We start from the raw sequence: 2,039 nt of genomic DNA on the forward strand, positions 1-2,039 counted from the left end.
CGGGCGGTGGGGTTGGCGGGCGCGCGACGCGCGGTGGTGGCGGGTGCCGGTGCCGCCGCAGGCCGGGCCGCGGGCTTGCCCTGCCGGCCATCCGGTGTTCGGGCTTCTGCGTCGTTTGCCGCGAGGCCGAATCCGCCGAACAGGATCGCCAGGGCGATCGCCGCGCCTTTTGCCGTCATGTGTCCCCTGTGCCCCCAGGTAACCCCCTGGCCGGGTGCCGAAGCGCCCTGCCGTGTGACTTGGCTAACAACCCGGGTGCCGGGCAGGCAACCCGCCCTGCTGTTACAGCGCGAAATCTGGAGTGATTTGCCCGCAACGCGCATCCGGCTGGTGCCGGATCAGGAAGACATTCCCGTAAATTGGGCAGGATCGGGACAGCGCCACAGTGTGGTGGCCAGAAAGCAACAACGCCTGGCGCGATGCGCCAGGCGTTGAACGGTAGAGTCGAGGAAAGGTTTCCGACCGGCTTGCCGGCCGGATCGATCCTCAGCGGCAGGCGGTGACCATGATCTCAACCAGGTGGCGAGGATCGGCCATGTTGGCCTCCACGCAGGCGCGGGCCGGCGCGGCGCCTTCCGGCAGCCAGGGGGTCCACAGCTCGTTCATCGCGGCGCGATCGGCGATGTGCTTGACCCAGATCGTGGCGGTCAGCAGCCGGGTCTTGTCGGTGCCGTTCGATTCCAGGGCGGCGTCGATCTTGGCCAGCACTTCGGCCGTCTGGCCCTTGATGTCCTTGGACAGGTCATCGGCGGTGATGCCCGCGAGATAGACGAAGTTGTGGTACTCGACCGAGGTCGAGAGGATCTTGTTGGTCCCCTGGCGGGTGATCTTGCTCATGCGGGCCGGTCCTTCGCGATGGGCGCCCCAGTCGCGGGCGCGGTGCTGCGCTCGCGCGCGGGTTGCTTCTAGAACAGGTTTCGCGGGGCGGGAATGACCCCTGGCACGGCCGCGGTGCCGGGCGCCCGCAACGAGGATCGCGGCGGCGGCAAAGCCGGGGCGGGGGAAGTTATCGTCGCCCGCCTGCACGCCGCCCTGGCGTGCCGCCCTGGCGCGCCGGTGGCGCAAGCCTCAGGGCGTGACCGGCACGCGGTGGCGCCCGCCGCAGAGCGGGCAGGGCCCGCCGGCTGCGACCGGCAGGCTGTCCTGTAGTGCCTCGCAGGCGATGAAGCGCCCGCCCGGGTCGCCGCAACTGCGCCGCGGCTCGGGGCCGGCGACTGCGGCAGCCTCGGTCCCGGCCCGCGGCAGGGCCAGCAGCGGCAGCAACGACAGGCCGATCACACGACGCCTGACCATCACGGATCTCCGTGCGTTGTAGAGCGACGCTACGCCCCGCACGGCCCCGTGGCACTCCCGATTCGTGCCGCGGACCGGGCAGGGCGCGTCAATTCGCCATGAGGCGCGGCGCTGCCCGCCATGCCGCCGCCGCCCCCTGCGCGGTTCCGCGGCGTGCACCGCCTGCGCAGGCCTCGCCGCCGGGGCAGGTCGGGCGGCGCCCGTCTCGCCTAGGCCACGCGATAGGTGCTGCCCGAGGCCGCCGCGCCGATCATCGCCTCGTAGACCGCGACGCCATGGATCGCGTCCTCGACCGGCAGCGGATAGGCCGGCCCGCCGGCCACCGCGGCGGCGAAGGCCATCAGTTCCGCGCGCTCGATGTCCGTGACGGGGAAGACCTTCTCCTCCGGCGTGCCGTCGCGCCGGCAGGTGATGAGCGATTCATGCCCGTGCAGCACCGCCCAGGCATCGGTGCCGAACAGCCCGACGCGCCAGAAGCGCGGCGCCAGCGCGAGCGTCGCGAAATTCGCCGTCACCCCGCTGTCGAAGCGGAACAGCCCGGCGGTGGTGTCGTCGAGGCCGTTGTCGAGCACCCGGGCATGCGACTGCACCGTGACCTCGGCGATGCGGCCGGCCAGGTTGGACGCCTCCAGAAACCCCGAATGCTGGCATGCGTGGCCGTAGAGCGGTGCATGGTCGCCCGCCACGCGGGGGGATGGCGGGGATCACGGTGCTGAGGGATCCTGGTCGGGGCGCTGATGGCGGTG

At 71.8% G+C, this 2,039-nt stretch carries 3 protein-coding genes; all 3 read right to left on the reverse strand.

The window, feature by feature from the left end; genetic code table 11:
• Positions 1-486 precede the first annotated feature (486 nt).
• Positions 487-837 (reverse strand): RidA family protein, encoded by a 351-nt coding sequence (locus HW578_RS25845; protein WP_198373579.1) that lies wholly within the window; start codon positions 835-837, stop codon positions 487-489.
• Positions 838-1,068: 231 nt separating this feature from the next.
• A complete protein-coding gene (locus HW578_RS25850) occupies positions 1,069-1,293 on the reverse strand; it encodes a hypothetical protein (RefSeq protein ID WP_198373580.1) in 225 nt (74 codons plus the stop codon).
• A 209-nt stretch (positions 1,294-1,502) separates the two neighbouring features.
• Positions 1,503-1,979 carry a hypothetical protein gene (locus HW578_RS25855; protein WP_198373581.1) on the reverse strand — a complete coding sequence of 159 codons (477 nt, stop codon included), beginning with the start codon at positions 1,977-1,979 and terminating at the stop codon, positions 1,503-1,505.
• Positions 1,980-2,039: the final 60 nt, after the last annotated feature.

Source organism: Roseomonas rosulenta, assembly GCF_016106005.1.
In the GTDB taxonomy this organism is placed as follows: Bacteria; Pseudomonadota; Alphaproteobacteria; order Acetobacterales; family Acetobacteraceae; genus Neoroseomonas; species Neoroseomonas rosulenta.

What these genes read in the sequence shown, in the direction of transcription:
- HW578_RS25845 (WP_198373579.1), bottom strand. Translation starts at nt 837, where the DNA reads ATGAGCAAGATCACCCGCCAGGGGACCAACAAGATCCTCTCGACCTCG.
- HW578_RS25850 (WP_198373580.1), bottom strand. Translation starts at nt 1,293, where the DNA reads ATGGTCAGGCGTCGTGTGATCGGCCTGTCGTTGCTGCCGCTGCTGGCC.